The sequence below is a fragment of the Ruegeria sp. N8 genome (assembly GCF_056531325.1).
This window is the reverse complement of sequence record NZ_JBQFLQ010000015.1, coordinates 24,346-47,526: the sequence shown is the minus strand read 5'-3', so window position 1 is coordinate 47,526 and position 23,181 is coordinate 24,346. Positions and strand designations below refer to the sequence as shown.

Genomic DNA, 23,181 nt, shown 5'->3' with positions numbered 1-23,181 from the left:
CTCTGGAGTTGGGCGCGGCCCTCCGATTACATTTTACAGTCTGCCGCGTAGGCGTCCGAGTGGTTATCCAACGCCACACCAATGATCCGGTTGGTGAATACATCACCTTCCTGAATGACTTCGCGCGCATAGATAGTCTGAATCGGATGGTGGTTTGGACCAAATGCGAAGTCGCCTCGCGTGCTGTCAAACTCGGCGGCGCGCAATGCATCGCGGAACGCGTCTTGATCAGAGACATCAGCCGATCCCAGCGCCGAAACAATCAACTGCGCCGTGTCAAAGCCCTGGCTTGCGTAGAGAGACGGAAGCCGCCCGTACTCGGCTACAAAGCTTTCTACGAATGCGGAATTTGTTGGATTGTTGATATCCTTGTTCCATTGGCTGGTATTAACAATCCCAAGTGCTGCGGGCCCGACGGCTTGAAGAATGCCCTGATCAAACGAAAACGCCGGACCCACCACGGGCAGATCAACCCCGCTGTCCGCGTATTGCTTGAGAAACGAAATCCCCATTCCACCGGGAAGGAAGAAAAAGACACTGTCTGCGCCAGACGCACGGATTTGAGCAATCTCGGCCGCATAATCCGTTTGGCCAAGCTCGGTATAAATCTCACCGGCAAGATTGCCTTGGAAGAACCGCTTGTACCCAGTCAATGCGTCCTTACCTGCCGGATAGTTCGGGGCGAGGATGAAGCTGTTGCCGTACCCTGCTGTATTGGCATAGGCGCCGGCTGCTTCGTGCAGGTTGTCGTTCTGCCAGGCGACGTTGAAGTAATTTTCATGACAGCCCTGACCGGCCAGCGCCGACGGTCCCGCGTTCGGCGACAAATAGAACTTACCTTGGGCCGTTGCCGCTGGAACAACCGCCATTGCGAGGTTCGACCAGATAATGCCCGTCAGGATATCCACTTTCTCGGATTGGATCATCTTGTCAGCAAGCTGCACGGCGACATCGGGTTTTCGCTGATCATCTTCGATGACAACTTCGATGTCATCCCGCCCGGATTGCTTGATGCCCAGCATGAAACCGTCGCGCACATCGATCCCCAAGCCGGCTCCGCCACCAGACAGAGTAGTAATCATACCGATCTTGGTCTCAGCGAATGCGCCTGTGGCCAGCATCCCGATGGATGCGGCAATGGCAATCGATTTATACGTCATAAGTTCCCCCCATGTTGTTTTCTACTGACACCGGATGCATTTGCCCGGCCGTGTTTGAAGTTGCAACAGCGAGGACCGCTTTCGCAAACAGTATTTATTGAGATGCTTTCCTGTTCAGAAAGGCAATGTCCAGTGCAAGCATTGAATCTCTAACTTTTAAATTGGTTTTCAGTACCTAGATTCGCAGATTTTGGGGCCGTATTGCGAGGCGGCAGCTAAATTGGAGCCCATGATCCTTGATCGTAAGTTGCTGTTTACTAAATTTCCGCGTAGCCACACGGAGACAACTTTTACAGTCAAAAAGTATCCCGCCAGCTTGATGCAGATGTTCCTTGAACGCAACTAAATGTCTGCCTTGCGGACAAAGCAGCCGCTAAATTCACTGTAGCGCAGTGCGGACTAGTCTCCGCTAAGATCTAGGCGACCTGCATTAAGCCAATCTGACAACTCTGTCCTTTCGCTGGGGTCAGGTGGGCCCGCAGGAGTTGGAGGGTCAACAGGCAATGGATTGTCTGATCCAACGATCTCTCGAACACCTACGGCATCTTCCGAAACATTCCAAACGAGCATGTCCCGAGCCAAAGTGAGCGGTCCGTCATAGGTCTTTCGGATTGCTGCAATTGTGTCAGGAGCAATATCGAAATCGGCAAATGTATGGTAGGCAATCGCGTGCCGCGGCTCGATCATCGAGAATAGTTTTCCGCACGCGTTTGGTGGCGTGTGAACCACCGTTGCCACTAGTCTGGCGCGTTCAGGGTCGTAGTTTTTGATATCGATGAATTGTTGGATCGTTAAGTAGCATTCGTGAATGACAAGATCAGCTTCTTTAGCGTTTTCCACGAACCACTTGTTCGGGTTGGTGTCACCAGAATAGACGAATTTAAGTCCTTTCCACTCCAAGCTGTAGGAAACTGAACCGTCTATGCCGTGAATCGCGGGCCAAGATCGAATAACAACACCATCGCTTTCATAAACTACTTGTGTCTGAGAATAGTCGAACTCAGTCACCGACAGGTGTCCACCTGCCGACGGCATATTCCCGCGCCGTCCTGCCACGTCCCAAGCCAACATTTTCTGGAGGCCATCCATGGCTGTTGCGGTCCCGTATTCTGGCTCTAAGCCACTTGGCCCCCAAACCCGTAGTGGAACCGTTCGGTTTGACACCCAGCCGCCCACAAAAAGTGCATCGAGGTCTCCAATATGATCTACGTGCAGGTGGCTAATGAACACTTTGTCGAGATAAGTGTATGGGATTTCCAATGCGGCCAAATTGGCTAACGAACCGGTTCCGACATCGAATAGGAACTTGTCGCCATTGCCAAGTTCAACCAACCACGACGCTGACGCTTGGGAATGTCGAAAATTAGGTGTTCCAGTTCCCAGCGAGATAACTCGCATCTCTGCTTCACCGAGCGGCTCTGTGTTCGGATAATAGAACTTTCTCTCTCCGGATGAACCAGCTGAAGCTGCGCCGCAGCAAATCGACGCAAATACAAAACTCAATGGCAGCAACAATCCTAAGCGCACAGTCTTCCCCGATTTTCTGATGCATTCTATGATACAACCAAATTGCTTCAGTCCAAAATCGGGCGTCTGCTTTGGGCTCGAAGAGGACGTTCGCCGTACTTTACAGGAGTGACTGCTTACTTCGCACAAGCAGTCACATGGGAGTGATGACGCCCCAGCTACTGACCTGAGCCCGGCGATCCGGGCGGGAGCTTCAACTCAATCGACAACGATGGTGACGCTCGTCTCGGCTCAGAAGCCCAGTGGATGGTCAACACTCATGCGACAATCGCCAGTCACGAAAAGCGGGCGACTCTTGCCGCCCGCTCAATCTTCACACGTCGATCTTTTCTGCGATACTCAGCGCGTCTTCTAATTCAACGCCAAGATATCGAACTGTGCTGTCAACCTTGGTGTGGCCAAGAAAAAGCTGCACCGCGCGTAGATTGCCTGTTTTCCGGTAGATCAGTGCCGCTTTTGTGCGTCTCAGCGAATGCGTGCCGTAACCGCTCGGCTCCAAACCAATCGCCGACACCCAATCGAGGACCAGACGCGCGTACTGTCGTGTCGATATATGCGGCCTTTCGTGGAAGCGGCTTGGGAAAAGGAAAGTGCGTCCAAGCATCTCCGGGCGACATATCCAGGTCCAGACGGACTGGCGGGTATTTTCCGAGACCTCGAATTGGACCGGCCGTTTTGTTTTGCTCTGGACAACTGTCACGCGTTCGCGGACACGATCACCAGTAACAAGATCGGCTACGTTCAATCGAACGAGATCGCAGCCTCGCAGCTTGCTATCGATCGCAAGATTAAAGAGTGCCAAATCCCTGAGATTGTCCGAGAGTTCAAGCCGGGCGCGGATGGCCCAGACCTGCTTCGCGAGAAGCGGGCGTTTCTGGCCTATAAGGCGACCTTTGTTCCACGGCGGGCGCTTCGGTGTGATGGCAGGAAGTTGAATAATGGACATCGATTGTCCTCCATCCTTCCCTCCCTCTCCAGGCACCGACACCATGTCGACCAACTGACTCTATCAAGGAGCAAAATGGCAGGTGTCATCAGCTTACCCGACGTTCGTGAGCAGCGCAGCGTATGACCGTTTCGAGCCCTCAGTGAACGATGCGGCGCGATCAACCGACGACGGCTATGCGCAGAAAGCGGGCTTTGCATAGTTCGGAATGCGGCCCAAGCCGGACATGAGTTTAGAGTTAAATTGTTGCGGAGGGTTTTCCAAAGCTGCCGTTCACACGCGGAGCTTCGTTCACATGGTCGGGATCTGCGCAACGCTGATTCACCAGACGTTCGAGTTAACAGAAAGACGTGTCCAAGCGGAACGCCCTAATATCAAGGTCGGTTTACAACAAAGCTTGGCACTATCCCTGCCTTCATGATCGCTGCTTCAACATCATGCCCTGCGAAGAAACCGAATCCAGAGATGAGCGCGGAAGCTATGCCTGCATTTCGTGCACCTAGAATGTCGGTGTGCAGGCTGTCGCCAACCATCAGAACCCGGGACTTGTCGATGTGCCCCAGACGATTGAATGCAAGATTATAGATGTTGGCGAAAGGTTTTCCAAAGAACTGAGGGGTGACGCCTGTCCGGTCTGCTAGCCGGTGCGCGTAAAGACCGGGTTCTTTGGAGAAACCATACTCGCGCGGAGCGACAATGTCAGGATTGCCGACCAATACCGGGCGGGGACGTTGCAGCAAAGCGGCCTCTAACATGGCTTGTCGCGCTTCATTCCAAACAGCTGACCCAATCATCAAAAATCCGTCGACGGTTTCGTAGGGCTTCGGGTCATCCTCCAGGTAGGATAGCTTCAACTCCTCCAGATCGCGAAGGCCGGCACTTGGAGTTGCCATCAATCCCCAATGCAACTCATTTTGGCCGTTTAGCTCAGACAACAACGTGGCCCGACTGGTGATCACGTCTTGTGGCGCGAAGTTGTAGCCAAGCCCATAGTATTTCTCCATAAGAGTTGTGTGGGGAAACCCTGCAGCATTCGATACGACCAGAACACGTTTGCCGGCGGCTGTCAGCGACCTGACCCGATCTGGTGTTTCTGGGATTGCCGTATCACCAATATTGAGAACCCCGAAGGCATCGAGGAGGAACACGTCAAACTCGTGAGCTATGTCCTCTAGCGTGTCCGCCTGACGATAGCTCACTTCAGTTGATCTGGGTTGCGGAAGGCGATGTCTTACAGCCTCGTAGGCGTCAAAAGCCTCTTGCGCAGAGAAACCGGTCAAATGATGGCCCCTCTTACTTTCGCCGAAACCCATTCGCTGATCATAACCGCGACCAGAATTACAATCAGGATCAGACTAACTTGCGGCCAAGCCAGTACGTTGAGCGAGGCCGACAATTGCAACCCGATACCCCCGGCTCCAACCAGCCCGAGCACCGTGGATTCGCGGATGTTGATATCCCAACGGAAGACGGCAATGCCCGCGAAAGCGGGTAGGATTTGCGGTACGATCCCATAGGCCATGACCTGCCAGCGTGAAGCACCGGTTGCCGTGATTGCTTCGACCTGCGTGTGATCAATTTCCTCGATCGCTTCGTAAAGAAGTTTTGCGCAAAACCCGATTGAACGAATGGCGATTGCTATGACACCAGCAAATACGCCGGGACCAATAATCGCGATCAAAAGAAGCGCCCAGATCAACGAGTTTATAGAGCGGGTCGAGACAATGACCAACAAGGCAATCGGACGGATGAACAAGGCCGATGGTGTGGTGTTGCGGGCCGCCAAAAAGGCAACTGGCACTGCCATGCACAGTGCAATTATGGTCCCCAAGGTAGCAATGTTTAGCGTGTCCCAAATCGGGCGACCTAACTGGGTGATGTAATCCCATTTAGGAGGCGTTGCACGGGTCCAAATATCGTTGGCGATGCGGGGCGCATCCCAGACGAAAAACCAAGTCGTCGATTCCGAGATCAGCTGCCAGCAGTAAACAAAGATTGCCACGCCCAGCAACCAACCGAACCAACGGACCAAGCTCTGACCCGTTGTCCGGCGACGCCAGATTTGCGCATCGTCGCGTTCAAGTATCGGCATTACTGAACCCTCGCTCGAATAATTCCCGAAAGGTATTCAAGTGCCATCACGATGCCGATGATAAGAATGAGAATGGCTGCCGCAGTGTCGTATTCATAGCGGTCGAATGCGGTGTTCAAAGTTGCACCAATTCCACCAGCCCCCACGAGCCCGAGGATCGCGCTTTCTCTGAAATTGATGTCGATCCGATACATGGAAAGGCCCACAAGTCGCGGCATAACCTGGGGCTGAACTCCATAGTTGATCCATTGTGGCCAACGCGCTCCAGAGGCCTTAATCGCCTCGGCCTGAACCTTGTCCATGGCTTCGATATCTTCGGCCAGAAGTTTTGAGAGAAATCCGATTGTGGCGAAAGAAAGCGTCAGAAATCCGGCCAGCGGGCCAAAGCCAAAGATAGCCACAAGCAAAATGGCAACGATAATCTCTTGCAATGCCCGACTTATCGCGACAATGCCTCGGCAAATCATGTAGATTGGCAATGGCGCGATATTGCGGGCAGCCCCCAACCCAATCGGGATCGAAATCAGGATGCCCACGACCGACGCGGCCACGGTCATCACGATACTTTCCAGAAGGCCGCTCCAAATATCGGTCCACCGTGAAATGAAGTCTGGGCTGGTGAACGCAAGCACAAACGCCCAACCCCGATCCAACCCTTCATAGACACGACCCCAATCAACTTCGATGGTCATGAACGCCGCGATCAGGTAGGCGAAAAAGCCAAGGAGCAATGCCCAGCGGAGTAATGGATTTTTGACAAAGGCAGGCTTACGCCAGCCTTTTCCCAGCATGTCGTCTAACTCTCGATGGCTCATTCTGCAGCCTCGACATCGTCATCTTCGTCAACTTTTTCGATGGTTGCTTCCCAGTCTTCTTCCCCATAAATCTCGGTCAGCTTCTCAGGGGTAAGGCCTGTAGGAAGCCCATCATACACAATTTCGCCGAATCGGAGTCCTACGACACGGGGAACAAACATCTGAGCGAGCGCCACGTCATGGATATTGATAATGGCTGCCAATCCGCGTTCCTGACATAACTCGGTGATGAGACGCATAATTTGACGGCTGGTCTTTGGGTCCAGCGATGCAGTTGGTTCATCGACCAACAGCAGCTTTGGGTTCTGTATCAGTGCCCGGCAGATGCCGACCCTTTGGCGCTGACCGCCAGAGAGTTCGTCCGCCCGTTTATCCGCCATGTGCAACAGCCCCACCCGATCGAGTAGCCGGAAGGCTTCGTCCACATCCGACTGAGGATAGCGCCGTAGAAAGCTGCGCCAGAACCCCACATAGCCCAACCTGCCGGACAATACATTTTCCATCACTGTCAGGCGTTCGACCAAGGCATATTCCTGAAAGATCATGCCCATTTCGCGGCGTGCCTTCCGTAATGCCCCCGATCCGAGTTTGGTCAGGTCCACATCATCCAAAAGGACACCGCCGCTTGTAGGTTCAACCAACCGGTTGACACAGCGGATCATCGTCGATTTGCCCGCGCCCGAGGGCCCAATCAACGCAAGAACCTGTCCTTTTGGAACCTCAAGATCGATTGCCTTCAGCGCCTGATCCCCGGTCTTGTATGTTTTCGTTAGCTTCTGAAGACGCAGCATGAAATGCCCCAGATTAGGGTGAACGGCGGGCCCATTCAGGCCCGCCGGATTAGTGAAAGGTTATTGGCAGGCGTAGGAAACGCCATTTGCTGCGTCGATTTTACGAATGACGTCCCAGAATTCCTGATAAGTCATCTCCAGGAATTGGCCTTCGTTTGATTTTGAGAACTCAGCCTCAAGTGTCGTCCCCTCCCAATCGAAATTGAAGAAGGCATTGCGGATCTTTTCCTGCAGCTCGGGTGTCAGGTTGTAGACGGTGCCAAACCCAGTGGTCGGGAAAGTCTGCGACTTATAAATCGTAATGACATCATCCTCATTGATCACGTCACGAGAGATCATCCGCGATTTAACCGAGTTCGCAATTGAGGCCGCTAAGTAGTCTTTGTTGGCAACACCTAGGATCGAGTTGTCGTGCTTGCCCGAATAGACAGGCTCAAAATCGCGTTCGGGCAGAAGATCAAAGTCGCTTTTCAGGATCGCGGAAGGCGCTTTGAATCCCGAGTTCGATGTGGGGGATGTAAAAGCCAGTTGCTTTCCCTTGATGTCTTCAACCTTTTCGATGCCCGAACCCGGATAGGTGATGATTTCCATCTCGTAACCAAAATTACCGTCCTTCGAAGCCATTATTGTGAATGGACGGAACCCTGCGCAGTTTACCGCAAGTGGGTTGGAGCCGGTGTTGAATCCCGCAATATGCAGGCGCCCTGAGCGCATCGCCTCGATCTGAGCTGCGTTGTTCTGGACTGGAAAAAAGACAACGTCCTTGCCCGTTTCTGCTTTCAAATGGTCGAGAAAGTCTGACCACGCAGTTTTGTATACGGCGGGATCTTCAACCGGCGTGTAAGCAAAGATCAAGGTGTCTGGATCTATTTGCTCGGAAGGATCTGCAGGGATATCCGCGATCAAATCCCCGTCGGCATCACAAAAACGCTCGTCCAAGTCACCGCGTGGACAATCCTGCGCCGACGCTATTCCACTCATCGACATGAGTGCGATTGCAGATGCCCCAAGCAATAGTTTGATATCGATCTTCATGTTTTCCTCCCAGTCATGTGCGGTGCTTTTTGTCCGCTGTTAATCAATCATTTTATGTCTACCCGGCGACGAGAACGTCGACCTCGGCGCCCTCAATAGCGTTACGCAATTCTCCTGTCGGTTTTTTGTCGGTGACTATGGAATCCAAGTCGTTAAGGCCTCCTACTTGAGACAAGCCTTTCCGGCCGAATTTCCCGGAATCAACAAGAAGGTGCCGTTTCTCGGCACGCATCAGCATCACCCTCTTTACTGCCGCAAAACCCCGCACTGTTTCTGAAGGACCATCCGTCGAGAACCCAGAGGAACCGATCATGCACCTGTCGACGTTGAAACGGGACAGAAATTCCAGCGTCTCGGTTCCGATAGTTGCAGACTCAGTTGCCAAGTATTCCCCCGGGCATAACAGGACTTGCGCAGCCCCATGGCCAAGGGTCATAGCTACAGGAATGGAATTGGTGATTACCGTGCAAGGGGTACCAATATAAGCCAGTGCACGTGCCATTTCGATTGTGGTCGAGCCGGAATCGATCATGACGGTTTCGCCGCTCTGGATCAGTTCTGCCGCAATGGCACCTATCCGTTCGCGTTCTTCAACCTGAGCGTTCGTTCGTTCATCCAAACCCGGATAGTGCCCTTGCGCTGCGGCTGAGGCCCCCCCGTGTGCCCGCGCTATCAAGCCGTCATTCGATAGAGCATCGAAATCTCTACGTACCGTCTCGTTGGAGACGTTGAACCGCTGTGCCAGTTCGTTGATGCGAACGTGCGGGCGCAGCTTCAGCTCCAACAATATCTGTTGGCGCCGGTCGGATTTCTTTACCCGGCTCTGGTTCTTTTCAGACATTTTGCCGCGCGTTTTTGTTTTGGACATCCGACGACCCGACTAGGCTTCGAAAGCTACTTTTGTGGGCTTTCGGTCATATTGCAATATTTTTTGTTGCATAACCCTCGGAAGGTTGTGAGAATTCGAGCGAACACAAGTATTTCAAAGCGCAAAGCGAAGATGCACAGGTTGATCAAATTCAGAATACGAGCCAAGGCAAAGCGTTAACCGGCCAACCTGCCAATCAGACAGCTTCCTTTTGGTTCTTGATCGTGTGGCATTGAGGGGTGGCATGGGCGACAGCGAAACGGCAGATCAGATTGCGGCGCTTCCGATGCGCTGGGATAAGACTGGCAAATTGCGCGTTCTTATGGTCACTTCGCGGGATACCGGCCGGTGGGTTATCCCAAAAGGATGGCTAATGGACGGCAAAAAACCTTGGCATGCCGCAGAAATAGAAGCTCAAGAAGAAGCAGGCGCAGTCGGCACCATATCGAAACGGCCGATCGGTCATTTTTTCTATGATAAACGATACAAGGGGCGAAACAGCGTTCGCTGCCGCGTTACCCTTTATCCTCTGGTCGTCGAAAAGTTGAAGCGACGCTGGAAGGAAGAAGGTGAACGAACGCGTCATTGGTTCTCACCGGCAAAGGCCGCAAAGTTAGTTCAAGAAAGAGACCTGTCAGATTTGCTGCATAATCTAGCGGACGATCCAGAAGTCAAAATTGTCATAAAGAAACCTCGAAAGGCTGCATGAGGAAGGGCATGAAAGAACCGGGAAACCCGGACGCACTAAGCTCAAAGGGAGGAAAAAATGAGGAAATTGACATCCACTGCGGTTGGATCGGTGATTGCGCTGGCTGCGTCACTGTCGGCGGCACAGGCCGATAAGCTGACACTCTATTGTTCGGCGCAAGAAGATTGGTGCCAACTCATGGCGCGAAGCTTTGAAGACGCGACGGGCATCGACGTCAACATGACCCGGAAGTCATCAGGTGAAACTTTTGCACAAATCCGCGCCGAAAGCTCGAACCCGAAAGGAGACGTTTGGTGGGGCGGTACCGGTGATCCGCATTTGCAGGCCGCCGAAGAAGGCTTGACGATGGAATACATGTCGCCAGTGCGCGACCAGCTTCACGATTGGGCGATATCCCAAGCAGAAAGCGCGGGCAACAAGACGATCGGCATCTATTCAGGCGCTCTCGGTTATGGCTATAATGCCGATCTCATCGCTGCCAATAACCTACCCGAACCAGCCTGCTGGAAAGACCTGCTGAAGCCCGAATACAAGGGCCACGTTCAGATGGCGAACCCGAACTCATCAGGTACGGCCTATACCACGCTTGCGTCGATGGTGCAGATCTTTGGCGAAGATGAAGGCTTTGAGTTCATGAAAGGTCTGCATTCGAACATCAACCAATATACCAAGTCTGGTTCTGCGCCGATCAAGGCCGCCGGTCGTGGTGAGAACACCATTGGTATAGTCTTCATGCATGACGCTGTGAAGCAGGCCGTTTCAGGATTCCCGATTAAGGTCGTCGCACCGTGCGAGGGCACAGGATACGAAATTGGCTCGATGTCGATTATTGAAGGAGCCCGCAACGAAGAAGAAGCGAAAAAGTTCTATGACTGGGCACTGTCACCCGAGGCCCAGAACCTTGCTCTTCAGGTCAACGCGTTTCAGGTACCTTCGAATAAGAGCGCGGAAACTTCGGATAGCGCGCCAGACATGAGTCAGATCAAGCTGATTGACTATGACTTCAAAAAGTATGGTTCGTCAGACGAACGGAAGCGTCTGTTGCAGAAATGGGACGAAGAGGTTTCGACTCTGCCGCAGTAAATGACTGACCGGACTTCAAAAACGACCCATCCGGTCCTGATCTTCTGGATCACGGCCGGGTGGGTCGGATTCTGCCTGTTGCCTTGGTATATGGTCGACGGTGGCCTTTGGTCGTTCGAGTGGCTTTTGGACGGCTACCCATTCGATGAGGATTATGCCCCCGCTGCGTTTCTGATTGGACAGGGTGAAAAACTATGGCTCGCTCCGCTCCTGATCGCACTCGCCCTGCCGCTTCTGGTGTTGAAGCGCCCCAAATCTGATCCACTTTACGCCAGAATACTGATCCTGTCAGGGGCGCTTGGCTTCGGCTGGCTGATCGCTCAGGGGTTCAGCATTGGCATCAGAGGCTTCAACTTCAATTGGTTGCAGGCGATGTTTGGCGAACTCGGCGACCGTCAGTTCGGAATGGGCTACGGTGCGATGATATGTGCCTCAAGTTTTCTGTTCCTGCTTACTCAGGGGATCGCGGCAAGGGGCGCCATTAACGGTGACGTCTTTGTCGTAAGCGCCATCGGTGGCGTTATTACAATTGTCACCGCTTTTGTCTTTTTTCCCATCGCGAAGATGCTATTCGCTGCCTTCATCACCGAAGAAGGCGCGTACTCCATCGCGGTATTCTTCTCGAAGTTTTTCGATGATCGACTGTGGGGTTTGGGGTGTTTTCATGGCGCGCGCTGTGGTGCCGCCTGGAATTCACTGTTCCTAGCCATCTTAGTCGGCGTCATCACCACGGTCCTGGGGCTTTGCTTTGCACTGGTCGTGACGCGCTCAGGCTTTCGCCATAAACGCGCGCTGCGGGCTCTGACCGTTCTGCCAATAATCACTCCGCCATTCGTGATCGGCCTGGCGCTGATCTTGCTTTTTGGCCTTTCTGGGTCGGTCACCCGGTTCTTTGCCGAGCTTCTCGGCACCCAGCCGACACGCTGGCTTTATGGAATGCCAGGCATCCTGATCGCGCAGACACTCGCGTTTACGCCAATCGCGTTTCTTGTTCTGATCGGTGTGGTTGAAGGCGTCTCTCCGTCGATGGAAGAAGCGGCCCAAACCCTCCGCGCCAGTAGATGGCAGACATTCAAGACGGTTTCATTGCCCCTGATGCGGCCCGGTCTTGCGAATGCATTTCTTCTGGGCTTCATCGAAAGCATGGCCGATTTCGGGAATCCGCTTGTATTGGGCGGCAATTTCGACGTGCTTTCGACCGAAATATTCTTTGCCATCGTTGGCGCTCAATACGATCAAGGCAGAGCCGCAGTTCTGGCCATGGTGCTGCTGTTCTTTACTCTTTCCGCCTTTTATGCGCAGCGTGTCTGGCTGGGGAAGAAAAGCTACACAACCGTCACCGGCAAAGGGGATGCCGGCGTTCATCCTCTGATGCCAACTGGCCTTTCAGTTCCGGTACTACTCATCGCTCTGGGCTGGGCGCTGTTCACAATTGTTGTTTATGCGATGATCATTTACGGCAGTGTCGTCGAGTTGTGGGGTGTCGATAACTCGCTGACTATCAAACACTATGTCACCGCATTCTCCGCACGTTTCGAAGAAGATAGCATTCGCTGGACCGGAGCCGCTTGGGACAGTTTCTGGACCACCATAACGATCGCGGCCATTGCTGCCCCATTGACTGCCGCCGTAGGTCTGGTGACCGCTTATCTGCTGACCAGGCAAAGTTTTGCAGGCAAGAACGCTTTCGAATTTGGAACAATGTTATCCTTCGCTATCCCCGGAACAGTGATAGGCGTCAGCTACATCCTAGCCTTCAACGTTCCGCCAATTGAAATCACGGGTACTGGTGTCATTCTCGTTGTCAGCTTTATCTTCCGTAATATGCCGGTTGGCGTTCGTGCGGGGATCGCGAGCATGTCGCAGCTTGACCGCAGCCTTGATGAATCGTCGCTGACCCTTGGTGCAAACTCGTGGCAGACGTTCCGAAACGTCATCCTGCCGCTATTGCGCCCTGCGATACTTGCTGCGCTTGTTTACAGTTTTGTCCGTGCCATGACCGCGATCTCGGCTGTCATCTTTCTGGTCAGCGCAGAATATGACATGGCGACCAGCTACATTATCGGTCGGGTCGAGAATAATGACTATGGCCTTGCGATCGCCTATTCGACGACGCTGATTTTTGTGATGCTCGCGGCGGTCGGTTTACTGCAACTACTCGTTGGCCGGGTCCAGATTGGTCGACGCACGCAACACGGAACGGAGGCATCGCGATGACCGACGCCAAAATCGGTTCCAAGGCCGCCCCGGTGCGCTTTGAGAACGTGTCGAAAGTATTCGGTAAAGACGTCGTCGCCGTCGACAACATCAACCTGCATGTCGATGCAGGAAAACTCGTCACACTGCTTGGTCCGTCAGGCTGTGGGAAAACAACGACTCTGCGCATGATTGCCGGGTTGGAAATGGCAAGCTCGGGCAAGATCCTAATTGGTGATCAGGACGTGACCAACTTGCCTGCCACCGACCGCGACGTATCCATGGTTTTCCAGTCATACGCGCTTTTCCCTCACATGAGCGTGCTGGAAAACGTGATGTATGGCCTCACATTCTCAGGCTTTGCAAAGGACGAAGCCCGCAGCCGCGCTATGCATGGATTGGAACTGGTTGGCCTGCAGGGGTTCGACAACCGTCTTCCCTCGGAACTGTCAGGGGGCCAACAACAGCGTGTTGCCGTCGCCCGCGCGCTGGTTCTTGAGCCTCAGGTTCTGTTGTTCGACGAGCCGTTGTCCAATCTCGATGCCAAGCTTCGCCGTCAGGTGCGAGAGGATATTCGGGCAATCCAGCAAGATCTTGGTTTGACAGTTGTTTACGTGACCCACGATCAGGAGGAGGCACTGGCAGTCTCTGATGAGATTGTCGTCATGCGCAACGCAGCGATCGCCCAAATGGGCACACCACGCCAGCTTTACGATGCCCCGAACGATCGTTTTGTCGCCGATTTCATAGGTGAGGCAAACCTATTGGATTGCCAAATCGTCGATATCAATGGCGACGTGGCAACGATAGAAATAGAAGGCTACCGACATACGCTGCCACGTCGCGGTTTGTCCGAAGGAAACGCAACCATTGCAGTGCGGCCCTCGCGTTTGGTTATCGGCTCAGACCAAGGCATAACAGCCAAGGTGGCGAAGGCGACCTATGTTGGCGTTCGAATGGAATATACGCTGATCGGTACATTCGGTCAGGTTTTTGCCGTACATGACGACGTCGATGCGCCGCTTGATCCCGGCGCCGAAATCAAAATGGGTTTTGCTGACAAAGGGCCCGTTCTTCTGCCGGATTAAATGCCGAAACTCATTATCATCACTCACCCCGAGGTCTCTATCGATCCGGCCGTCCCGATAACTGAGTGGGGCTTGAATGCTGTGGGCCGCAAGCGGGCTACTGAATTTGCATCCAGTGGAATCTTGTCCGCCGTCACTCAGATATGGACCAGCGACGAGCGGAAGGCCCGTGAAACAGGCGAGATTCTTGCTGCACTACGAAAGCTATCAGTGAAATGCAACTTGGATCTTGGTGAGAATGACCGCAGCGCAACCGGTTACTTGCCGCTGAAAGATTTCGAAGCCGCGGCCGATGCTTTCTTTGCTCAGCCGGAAAGTAGCTATCGCGGTTGGGAACCAGCGATCGAAGCACAGATACGCATTCTTCGGACAGTCACTAAGATTATCCGGTCGCATAATGCCGGGGATCTTGCAATTGTAACGCACGGAGCAGTGGGCACATTGCTTTGGTGCGCACTCTCGAATTGTTCGATAGACCGCAAGCACGACCAACCCTCACAAGGCCATTTCTGGCAGGCAGATTTAGCTACGCTCAAGCCTGATTCATGTTGGGTCTCTTTGACGTAGGAGCTAAGCGTTCCAAGCGTTCTCTGCGATCTCACGCAACGTCTCGAACACATCTGGTGTCCCCACGATCACGCGCCCGCCGTCTCGGATCATCTCATCGGCGTCCTGATCCTCGACAACGCCGCCCGCTTCCGAGACCAGCAATTGCCCAGCCAGACAATCCCATGCATTCATGTGCTCCTCCACGTAACCCAAAAGGCGCCCGGCAGCGACGTAAGCCAATGAAAGCGCTCCGCTGGCGTTTCTGTGAAACATCGCCCCGTGCTCGATCAGATCCTCGATAACAGGTAAGACATGATGGCTCTCAATCCGGTTCGAGTATCCCACAGCCACTGTTCCATCTTGCAACGGCACTCCTAACGCGACGCTTATCGGTGATCCGTTAAGTGTCGCACTTTCTCCGCGAGTTGCGACAAAAGTTTCATCCAAGTTTGGATCGTGGATCACACCAATTTCCGTTTGGCCCTCGGTGACACCAGCCAGAACAATGGTCCATGCAGGAATACCGTTCACGAAATTCGTGGTCCCATCAATTGGATCAATAACCCAGTCAAAGCCACTCTCTCCCGCTACCGCGCCATGCTCTTCACCGTATACGCCATCGTTGGGCCACGCCTCCGCTATCCTTTGACGAATGAAAGTCTCGACGTTCTTGTCCGCCTCGCTCACCCAGTCCTGAGCGCCTTTTTGATCAACTATAAGATTGACCCGATCTGCAAAGAACTTTTTGGCAAGTAGCCCAGCCTCCTCGCAGACTTCGGTGGCAAAGTCTCTGCGTCCTGAAAGTCGAGACATAGGTGCTCCTTTTTCGGTGGGAGTGTTTGCCAACAACACTGTAGGCCAAGCGAAGACTAGGCAACCACATAGTCTTCTCGCTTGCTTCAGGTGCCAATATTGGCTCTATAAACCTTGAGTTACTAGAGTCTACAATCTTCTCCGCGATGAATCTCCCGATCGATAGTTCTCTAATTTCTGTTTGGATTGGATGTAGAACCGACTTGCGTTAGCGCAGCTAAGATCCTGAGACACCTACCCTTTGAATGTCGGCTTACTTGCCGGCGTTCAATTTGGTCTGTGCGCGCAACAAAGTTCGGCTCTCTATTCGAACCGCAGATCTGAAATGTCCGCTTCTCTAATTGGGCGTTTGGGTCAAGCTCGTTTTCTTTCATTGTATCGGATCACTGTCGCTCATCCGGGTCACGCTTCTCTTCGCAGTCTGGGTGATGCCTCGTGGGGCATCGCCATTGTGAGCGATGTTGTGGAATCTGATGGGTACGGATTGCGTGCTCCACCGGCAGTGCAACGGAGGTATTGCACCGCCTCCCTTTAGTCATCCTCTGTTTCAACTTTGGCTCTAGCTTTTCGCTTCCCCTTTGGGCCGGTGCTGAGGCCGCCATGCAACCTGCAACGCCGTTTTCCAGGTACTACCCGGGCTTGGCATTGGCCACCGGCTCGGGTCCTAGCGCCGCATGTTGGGCGCTCTGTCTTAGGCAAGGGTTCCCTGGCATCATTCAAGCCCAGCTCAGCCATCCGTTTGCAATTTACGCCGTGGCACTGTGAGCAATCCCTACGATAGTCTGGATGCTTGTGCGCCTCTGCTGGGCATGGTCGCCAACGTGACCGAATTTCACGCCAATCAATGGGATCGCTTTGAAAGAGCGAGCGTAACTCAACTTCTAGCTTTGTCGGTCGCCCCATCAAAAACCCCAACAATTGTTAACATACTCGGCAAACCCCATGATGCGCGTAGTGTTTGGTGTTCGGTTCTCACAAATATCATTGAGTACTGCACCGTATCTCGCTCAATGGAGGTGCGGCACGCCACACCACCGCCCGCCCCCTTTAGGGGGGCGGTGGTGTGGCGACTGTTTTCTGCATGTTTGCCACACCCCACCACACCTCCGCTTTCGGGGTGGGTGTCGCACTTATGTGTTTGCCCATTCACCTACCTCCAAACACGGGCGTTCCATACGTTTTGCATCCAACAATTTGACCTTCTTCAAGGCACCAGATTTCAACCATGCCTCGATCATTTTTTTGATGCGTATGCGGTCTGAACAGGCATCAAGTGCCAAGACTTCCGCAATAGTCAGGCCTGCCCAGTCCTCACGAGCCTGGTCTGAATACCGTAGTCCTTTTCCATCCAGAGCTTTCTGCACAGCAAGAAGGTCGGCCAATGAAATTCCATCAAAGGTACCGGGCCAATTCCAGACTTCGACTACGCCTACGCTGTCACCGTTTGACAAGTGGACTGAAGCTAAGCGCCGCCAGACACGACCAGCAGTGGGGGCAAGGTTTGCCTTGTCGCGGGTCACTGCAAAGTAGGTAGACGGGTCCTCTTTCACACCCGCTTCAGCCTTCATGCTCTCTGTCATCTTGTTAAGCACCCGACCGGAACGCGCCGCTGCCAAAAGCGCGGTTGCACCTCGCCCACTTTCGGTTGTTGCTTCTTCACCGTTGGTTTTGCGAGTGTGGTGCACAAGTTCGATTGCACAATTGCAACGGTCTGCCAGCCGCGCCCATTCCTTTGCCACAAGGTCGATTGCGCCGTTGTCGTTCTCGCCCACCTGATGCGACGACACGAACGGGTCGATAATCAGAACATCGATTTCGCGCGCTTCGATCTCTTGGGCTAAGGCCTCCATTTCCGGCTTGACGATCTGGACGCCTTCACGAGTTTGAATGGCGGTACTGAGTTCGCGTTCCCGGCCCGTGTCCACAAATAGACGCCCTGAGATTTCCTCGGAGGCGACGTTGTGATGTTGCATGGCCGCGATGATGCGCCGGTTCATCTCGTCTCGGGTGTCTTCCAGGTTGTATATCCAGACATTTAGGTCTGATGCGGTCCAATCACCCAGTAGGTCGCGGCTGGAGGCCATTGCCAGCCCTTCGCAGATCGTCAAAGACGATTTCCCGACGCCGCCGGGTGCGACCGTCACCGATATCTGTTTGCGGATCAGGTGTTGCCCGTAGAGCCAAGGACGGGGCGGAATAGTGGAAGGGTCGCGCCAGACGAACTCTGTAGGCAAACGATCCGACCGTTCATTGGGAAACTCGGCGCCGTGTGCATCCAGTTTCAACGCCATGTCAGCAAAATCACGCATCACGCCGCTTGCCTCCTTTGCACATGTTCAAGGAATGCTGCCTGCCGCGCGGGTTTCATGCGCTTAAAGCTGGCAAGGCAATAAGCGTATAGTTCTTCCGGGTCGGCATAATCCGCCCAGAACGCTGCCTCATCCATGAAGTTAAAGAACGGGGCAGGGGGCCGTCCCGCACCAGTGCCTAGCGACGCCTCAGCCGCATTTACCGCGTCGTCACGGTCCAGAGCCTTGAGAGCCACGAATGCCAGGGCCACGCGCTGCCGCGCATCCAGACGTGCTCGCAGGATTACCGTAAGGCCGAACCATGCGTCAGTGCCATCCAGCCAAGCGGCGTATCCGATCGAGCGGCAAACACGTTTGATATTGTCGGGGATTTGCGTCGAAATATTCACAGCAGCACCCCCCAATGCATTGCCAATATGGGGAAAGCCGCGATATGTTCACTGTAAGAACAGACGCCTTCCATAACGTCTTTAACCCCGGTTGCGATTGCCGTCGCGCCGGGGTTTTCGTTTGTCAGTTCGGCTTCAGCCGGTTTGACACTTTCGCGGTAAGTCTTTGATGTTTCGTCGGGGGTTTGACGCACCCCGGTTTTGTAAGTGTTTGATTTGCTAGAATTAGCGCCGGATTGAAAATCCTCGTGTCGGTGGTTCGATTCCGCCCCCGGGCACCATTAAAATTAAATGAAAACATGTATTTACTAGAATTGACGCGCTTGCGCCGAAGTGCGTTTTCGCCTTTGGGTGACAATTTGGGTGACAGCTGACAGATTTTCCGCCCTGCAGGCATGTTACTGCAGTTGTTGTGCCGCTGGGCAATTCCCAAGATCAGAATTCAAACCCAAGAGTTCCCTCTTGGCACTTGTGGATAAGTTGCAAAACGAATTCGGCTGGAATTTGTGGAGTTTGAATTTCGGACACAGCAAACAATTTCTTTGGGCGTCATATGCTTTCTTTGATTGCGCATATTGCCCAAACCAGCCGTTGATGACGCAACCCAACACCGCAACGCAGTTGAGGCAAAGCAGTCATTTGAAAATGTATGAGTCCTTGGATGAGCCGTTGTGACTAAGGTTAGCCAACGTGAACCGTCACGTCATAACCTAGAGATTTGAGAGATTTCGACGTTCTCCCATTCCGCGGTGGGAAGCGATCCGGAAGTGCCCAGCCGACGAGTTCACCTAACGCGCTGATGCCGAGACCTTCGATTTTCCATTTTGGGTCATGAACGGCTGTCCAGAACCGCTCCGGCAACTGCCCCTCGGGGCCGCCAAGTAGGATGAACTTAAGAAGCTGTTTCACGTCGTTGCCGCCTGCTGACTTGTCTACCCATATCCGCTTTGAAAGCGCATCGACCTTATCAGGTATCGTGTACTTCGTCCCATCCTCTCGGAGACCAACGGCCTTGTTGGCCACGCGTCGAGCGTAGTCCTTAATAGAATGGACGCCCATGCAGATCTCGCGAAAACCCTCATAGTCCATCATGTCTATGGCTTCAGCGGTGAGTGCCTCTCGCAATTTAGGCGCTGTGGCATTCAACATTACGTCCTCTTCGGACGGGGCTTTGGGCAGGCTGCGCCACCAATTGATGGCATCAGCTAAGGCAGAATCGGGGTTCTTCTTGTTTTGTTCGAAATGGTCGGCGTAGAGAGCTCTGCGCCCATCGAAGGTGCGCTGGTAGTAATGTGCGTGGAGAAACTGGTCGCCTTGGGCACCTGCAGGGGCATTGGCGTCAACCCAGGTGGGTCTGTTTTCTGGCTTGCTCACCAAGTTTCCGATGTCTCGGAGCTGTTGAAGAGTCGAGTGCCATTCCTCAAGAAACGCCTCGCGTCGACGGTCAGTCGCCTTTTTCTTTCCGGTCTGAACGAGCCCGGACCATTTGTTGAAGCTTGGGCTGTTCCAGAACTCTTCGGCAGAAGGCTCTGTACGTGTAATCTGTTTTGCGCGTTTCTGCATAACTGCGAGCAACTCGTCCGTCAGCGGGGTTGAATTGTGATCGAGCACGTCGATAAGGTCGAGGATATCTCCTGCCATGTCGTCAGTGATTTCCGCTTCCGGAAAGAAGCAGCCAGCCTCGACGTTCTTATACCAAGCGCTAGCGGTCAGATTAGCAGAGCCAATGTATAGGCCATATCCGCGCCACCAGATAACCTTCGCGTGGTGATGCTGGACAAGGCGGCATTGGAACCGCGCGGATCGGCGCGAAAGAAAATTAGAAATGACAGAGGGTTTGACGGCCACTCCTTCGTCTAGTCGACCATAATACTTGAGTGGTATGCCGTTGTTCCAACACCAGTCGAAAAGCAGGTCCATTTCCGTCGCATAAGCAACTGCAGCCAAAACTTCTTGTGTTTCGGCGGCTGCGTTCAGCGTGATGTTGGTCAAATAGTTTCCGTTGATGCCGCCCAATATCAATTGCATGTTTGCCTCATTAACGCTTTTTTATAGTAAGTTATGCCTCTTCAGCCACTTCTTCGCGGTTCTCGATTTTAGAAAGCACAAAGTCGAAAATTGGCCGGAATGGCTCAAAAGCCACCTCGGGGAGTTCCGGAACTATCTCTGTTGCGAAACGGTTTTTTTGGCGATCTGAAAACTTCAAGCACTGCGACCTTGGACGCTTGCTGTCAGGTACGAAGAACTCGTCTGTACCTTCAAGGCCATTGAACATCATCTCAATGCTGAACCTGGACTCGGCGTAATAGTGGTGGCCCGTAGCGGGGTTTACAACCTGATCTCTTAGCGGGTGGGGGTCAGGAATAGGAAGCAGCATGAAATAGACGTTAAGAGGGGTGGCCTGATCATTGGCCAGCTTTTGTCTCACTAAGCCTAAGGTCACGTCTTCCTGCAGATGTCGCGAAAAATTTGATTTGATATTCCATTGTTTAAAGGCTTCATCGAAGTCGAACAGGCCAAAGAGATGCCGTTCGGAGTTTTCCGAGCAAAACTTTTCATCAAGCAGCAAACGCCTTAGGAAATCGCACCCAAACGTGGCCTGAATTGCAAAAGGTTGCGTGATACCAGGATTGAGCTTTTGCCACGCTTTCTCAAGAATGATCTGATCTGTAAGGCCTTCCGTGAAGAGAACCGAACCGTCATAGTCTTTTAAGTTGTCTGAAATGCTAATCTTTGCATCCGCGTCAGAGAATGAAATCATCCCGCAGGACAGGGCATCAATAGCGGCAGCTTTCGCCGGTTCTTTGAGCTGCACTGACCCTGTCGCAATGTCGAACTGACGAATTCGGCTCTGCACGCGAGACGCTATCGTTGAAGCGCTGTGGCTGCTCATGAGAACATGATTGGTCTGAGCCGCTTCATAAGAAACCGCTAAAACCTGCTGCAAAAACTCATACTGCCACTCGGGATGCAGAAAGGCATCTGGCTCGTCCAGAAGTGTCACACAATCCGAATTCTTGAAGAGTTCTGTCACCGCCAGGATGTATATCGACTGGAACTGACCATCGCTGAAGTGACTGATCCCCCCGCTGATCCCATCCTCCATTTGAAGTGAGCACGACACTTCCTTGAGCATGTCGATCAGCAATAAGTTGTCGAACATGTGAAAGCGCTGTTCCGCGCTATCTTCTGCGAACTCATGCTGGAATTTGGCAACGTTCAAGTAGACGATATGCTCGTCGTCATCGCTTAAGTACCCTTCGGCCCTGACCGCTCCACCTGCCGGGCCGTCGCTTCTACAGGACCAAAGTCTTTCCAAAAATTCTCTCGTTGGGCCTTCAGCTCGCCAAAAACGCCCGGCTGTTTGGTCGTCCGTGTCAACGTCGAAGCGTTCAGGCTTGCTTCCACTCGCATACCGTGGGCGTTTGAATACGAGCCGCAGCTCGTCTCCCACAGCGTCGATCCTGAGCTTTTGAAGCAGATACTGACGCGCCGTGCATTCTTCTCGCTGCAACAGAAGCACCGCCAACAGGAGTTCTTTGTAGTCGGGTCCGATCTGAACGATCTTGCGACGGTCACCGAAACTCGCGGTTCTGATCTTACGCAAGAACCGATCAACATAGTCTTTGCCAAGCGCGTCCATCGTTCCGTTCTGGCCGGAATAATAGGTGATCACATGATCCGGCAGCGCAACTTCATTTGGAGTGGTATTATTGCCTTCACCATCCCGAAGTTTGCCTTCCGACCAATGGTAGACGTGTTCGCCCCCACGGACTTCGATGATCAGCCGATACTCGAAACCCGGCCCGGGCTCGTTTGGGTCAAATTCATAGAGATGGTTGAAAATCTCGAGAAGCGCCTCGAGGAAGTTGGACTTGCCGGAGCCGTTCTTGCCGACAAAAACATCGAGAAAACCGTCACCGGCAAAATCGACCTCAAGGTCTTTTAGGTTTTTGTATTCTTTGATCGAAACATGTTTCAGGCGCATGGTGGTAAATCTTCAGATCTTCACGAAAGTCAATTGAGCATCAAGGATGAAATAAGCGAGGATCGCGGCTTGGGCTTCAAGCGGTTGCTCGCGGATCATTTGCAAAACCGGATCTCGAGGCCTTCGTTTCTTCTTCAAGAACTCAACCGTCTCTTCAAGCATTTGTCGGTTCTCCTTCGCACTACGCGCGCGTTGCCCTACAGACGGAAGCCAGCCATCAAAGCTCTGGAACTTTCGCTCAAACGGATGTGGCTCTCGGGAGTAGACGTACCCGAACCCGTCGTTGGGCTTGAAGCTGACGTGATGATCCTTGGTATCGTCTGGCAAAACTATCTCACTAGGCGCGAACATTGCCGAAGCCTGAGAAATGACCATTCCGGCGCTGTAGGCGTCTGAGAATTCCTTGGGCGTATGGACCTGGCTGGTCACATAAAACACAGCATTGCCGAGCGCTTCGAGCCCTTGTAGGGCCTTGTGTTGGCGGTATTTGCCATTTTTATGCAGGCTCATGCGGTAAACCTTCGGGGCCGCGTAAAGACCGTCCTGTATCTCGCGTGCGCTATTGCGTACCAGAACGTAAGAGCGCTTCAGCTGGATAAAGACCGGAGTCGATCCATCGAGGGTAACCTCGACATCATAGCCTTTCGTCGCCTCGGCACCTTGGCTGATGAAATCCGGTGCTTTTGGAAATTTGCCACCAAGCACGTAGTTTTGTTCCAGCTCGCGCAGGAAAGCGAAGCCGAAGGTCAGTTCGGTGAAGTCAGGCCACGGCATAAAGGGCTCGTTCGCAAGGAGTTTTCGGGCTACGTGGTTCAATAGATTT

General features: G+C 53.2%; 21 protein-coding genes. 5 read left to right on the top strand and 16 right to left on the bottom strand.

Features of this window, described 5'->3' with window-relative positions:
* Window positions 1-26: 26 nt before the first annotated feature.
* From ACR0C5_RS18670 to ACR0C5_RS18630, 9 genes are all read right to left on the bottom strand, one after another.
* Window positions 27-1,160, bottom strand: coding sequence for an ABC transporter substrate-binding protein (locus ACR0C5_RS18670; RefSeq protein WP_170774081.1), 1,134 nt, complete (start codon window positions 1,158-1,160; stop codon window positions 27-29).
* A gap of 399 nt (window positions 1,161-1,559) precedes the next feature.
* A complete protein-coding gene (gntH, locus tag ACR0C5_RS18665; protein ID WP_480552440.1) occupies window positions 1,560-2,687 on the bottom strand; it encodes a guanitoxin biosynthesis MBL fold metallo-hydrolase GntH in 1,128 nt (375 codons plus the stop codon).
* A 313-nt stretch (window positions 2,688-3,000) separates the two neighbouring features.
* Window positions 3,001-3,633, bottom strand: coding sequence for a tyrosine-type recombinase/integrase (locus ACR0C5_RS18660; protein WP_480878369.1), 633 nt, complete (start codon window positions 3,631-3,633; stop codon window positions 3,001-3,003).
* Window positions 3,634-4,007: 374 nt separating this feature from the next.
* Entirely contained in the window at window positions 4,008-4,913 is a 906-nt protein-coding gene (locus ACR0C5_RS18655) for an HAD-IIA family hydrolase (protein ID WP_237215996.1), read from the bottom strand.
* Window positions 4,910-5,725 (bottom strand): phosphonate ABC transporter, permease protein PhnE, encoded by an 816-nt coding sequence (gene phnE, locus ACR0C5_RS18650; RefSeq protein ID WP_170327399.1) that lies wholly within the window; start codon window positions 5,723-5,725, stop codon window positions 4,910-4,912. The genes ACR0C5_RS18655 and phnE (ACR0C5_RS18650) overlap by 4 nt, the downstream gene beginning before the upstream one ends.
* A complete protein-coding gene (phnE, locus tag ACR0C5_RS18645) occupies window positions 5,725-6,540 on the bottom strand; it encodes a phosphonate ABC transporter, permease protein PhnE (protein ID WP_170375209.1) in 816 nt (271 codons plus the stop codon). The genes phnE (ACR0C5_RS18650) and phnE (ACR0C5_RS18645) overlap by 1 nt, the downstream gene beginning before the upstream one ends.
* Complete coding sequence (phnC, locus tag ACR0C5_RS18640) at window positions 6,537-7,331, bottom strand: phosphonate ABC transporter ATP-binding protein (protein ID WP_170353305.1); 795 nt, start codon at window positions 7,329-7,331, stop codon at window positions 6,537-6,539. Before phnC ends, phnE (ACR0C5_RS18645) begins: the two co-directional genes overlap by 4 nt.
* A 60-nt stretch (window positions 7,332-7,391) precedes the next feature.
* Window positions 7,392-8,366, bottom strand: a complete 975-nt coding sequence (gene phnD / locus ACR0C5_RS18635; RefSeq protein WP_170353304.1) for a phosphate/phosphite/phosphonate ABC transporter substrate-binding protein — start codon at window positions 8,364-8,366, stop codon at window positions 7,392-7,394.
* A gap of 58 nt (window positions 8,367-8,424) precedes the next feature.
* Complete coding sequence (locus ACR0C5_RS18630; RefSeq protein WP_170375211.1) at window positions 8,425-9,234, bottom strand: DeoR/GlpR family DNA-binding transcription regulator; 810 nt, start codon at window positions 9,232-9,234, stop codon at window positions 8,425-8,427.
* Window positions 9,235-9,478: 244 nt separating this feature from the next.
* On the opposite strand from ACR0C5_RS18630, the gene ACR0C5_RS18625 reads away from it, so the two are divergent.
* The 5 genes from ACR0C5_RS18625 to ACR0C5_RS18605 are packed head-to-tail and all read left to right on the top strand — an operon-like array spanning window position 9,479 to window position 14,877.
* Window positions 9,479-9,943 (top strand): NUDIX hydrolase, encoded by a 465-nt coding sequence (locus ACR0C5_RS18625; protein WP_480878365.1) that lies wholly within the window; start codon window positions 9,479-9,481, stop codon window positions 9,941-9,943.
* A gap of 57 nt (window positions 9,944-10,000) precedes the next feature.
* Window positions 10,001-11,026, top strand: coding sequence for an ABC transporter substrate-binding protein (locus ACR0C5_RS18620; protein ID WP_170774139.1), 1,026 nt, complete (start codon window positions 10,001-10,003; stop codon window positions 11,024-11,026).
* Entirely contained in the window at window positions 11,027-13,243 is a 2,217-nt protein-coding gene (locus tag ACR0C5_RS18615) for an ABC transporter permease (RefSeq protein ID WP_170774141.1), read from the top strand. It abuts the gene before it with no gap.
* Window positions 13,240-14,310 carry an ABC transporter ATP-binding protein gene (locus ACR0C5_RS18610; RefSeq protein WP_170787716.1) on the top strand — a complete coding sequence of 357 codons (1,071 nt, stop codon included), beginning with the start codon at window positions 13,240-13,242 and terminating at the stop codon, window positions 14,308-14,310. The genes ACR0C5_RS18615 and ACR0C5_RS18610 overlap by 4 nt, the downstream gene beginning before the upstream one ends.
* On the top strand, window positions 14,311-14,877 hold the full coding sequence (locus ACR0C5_RS18605) for a histidine phosphatase family protein (protein WP_480878362.1): 567 nt from the start codon (window positions 14,311-14,313) through the stop codon (window positions 14,875-14,877). It abuts the gene before it with no gap.
* A 3-nt stretch (window positions 14,878-14,880) separates the two neighbouring features.
* Here the strand turns inward: ACR0C5_RS18605 and ACR0C5_RS18600 are convergent, their stop codons facing one another.
* The 7 genes from ACR0C5_RS18600 to ACR0C5_RS18570 all read right to left on the bottom strand — a co-directional run bounded on the left by ACR0C5_RS18600 (window position 14,881) and on the right by ACR0C5_RS18570 (window position 23,132).
* Window positions 14,881-15,672, bottom strand: coding sequence for an inositol monophosphatase family protein (locus tag ACR0C5_RS18600; protein WP_170774147.1), 792 nt, complete (start codon window positions 15,670-15,672; stop codon window positions 14,881-14,883).
* A 531-nt stretch (window positions 15,673-16,203) separates the two neighbouring features.
* Window positions 16,204-16,407 carry an HGGxSTG domain-containing protein gene (locus tag ACR0C5_RS18595; RefSeq protein WP_272871086.1) on the bottom strand — a complete coding sequence of 68 codons (204 nt, stop codon included), beginning with the start codon at window positions 16,405-16,407 and terminating at the stop codon, window positions 16,204-16,206.
* A gap of 395 nt (window positions 16,408-16,802) precedes the next feature.
* Window positions 16,803-17,981 carry an AAA family ATPase gene (locus ACR0C5_RS18590; protein WP_480878359.1) on the bottom strand — a complete coding sequence of 393 codons (1,179 nt, stop codon included), beginning with the start codon at window positions 17,979-17,981 and terminating at the stop codon, window positions 16,803-16,805.
* Window positions 17,981-18,370 (bottom strand): hypothetical protein, encoded by a 390-nt coding sequence (locus tag ACR0C5_RS18585; protein WP_480504781.1) that lies wholly within the window; start codon window positions 18,368-18,370, stop codon window positions 17,981-17,983. The genes ACR0C5_RS18590 and ACR0C5_RS18585 overlap by 1 nt, the downstream gene beginning before the upstream one ends.
* 681 nt (window positions 18,371-19,051) lie before the next feature.
* On the bottom strand, window positions 19,052-20,398 hold the full coding sequence (locus tag ACR0C5_RS18580; protein ID WP_480878357.1) for a phospholipase D family protein: 1,347 nt from the start codon (window positions 20,396-20,398) through the stop codon (window positions 19,052-19,054).
* 31 nt (window positions 20,399-20,429) lie between these two features.
* Entirely contained in the window at window positions 20,430-22,358 is a 1,929-nt protein-coding gene (locus tag ACR0C5_RS18575) for an ATP-dependent nuclease (RefSeq protein WP_480878355.1), read from the bottom strand.
* Window positions 22,359-22,370: 12 nt separating this feature from the next.
* Window positions 22,371-23,132: a hypothetical protein gene (locus ACR0C5_RS18570; protein WP_480878352.1), complete on the bottom strand. Its 762-nt coding sequence runs from the start codon at window positions 23,130-23,132 to the stop codon at window positions 22,371-22,373.
* Between the last annotated feature and the right edge of the window lie 49 nt (window positions 23,133-23,181).